Source organism: Mycobacterium sp. 663a-19 (assembly GCF_035616495.1).
GTDB lineage: Bacteria > Actinomycetota > Actinomycetes > Mycobacteriales > Mycobacteriaceae > Mycobacterium.
Window position 1 is genome coordinate 348 of the sequence record NZ_JAPJAV010000036.1, and the last position, 568, is coordinate 915.

1 protein-coding gene is annotated in these 568 nt (G+C 66.7%); it reads right to left on the reverse strand.

Going from position 1 to position 568, the window contains the following annotated elements:
* On the reverse strand, positions 1-568 hold a 568-nt coding region (locus tag OQ968_RS24740), incomplete at both ends, for a hypothetical protein (protein ID WP_420716005.1).

Below are 568 nucleotides of genomic sequence, written 5' to 3' on the forward strand. Positions count from 1 at the left end.
CCGCCAGCGCGAATAGCGGGACGTTGACGGTGGGGAGCACGGGTCCGGGTAGTGGCACTTTGGCGGTCAATGGTGGTCTGACGGTGAACGCCGGGGGGACGCTGACTGACACCGGGACGGTCACGGTGTCGGGGACGTTGACGGATTCGGGCACGGTCACGGTGGGCACGGCGAGTGCCAATAGTGGGACGTTGACGGTGGGTAGCACCGGCCCGGGTAGCGGCACGTTGAATGTCGGCTCCGGGGTGACGTTGACGGTGAACTCCGGGGGGACGCTGACCGATACCGGCAGCGTGACGGTGTCGGGCACGTTGACGGATTCGGGCACGGTGACGGTGGGTACCGCCAGTGCGAATAGTGGGACGTTGACGGTGGGTAGCACCGGACCGGGTAGTGGCACCTTGGCGGTCAATGGTGGGCTGACCGTCAATGTCGGCGGGACGCTGACTGATACCGGCAGCGTGAGTGTGTCGGGGACGTTGACGGATTCGGGCACGGTGACGGTGGGCACCGCCAGTGCGAATAGCGGCACGTTGACGGTGGGGAGCACGGGTCCGGGTAGTGGCAC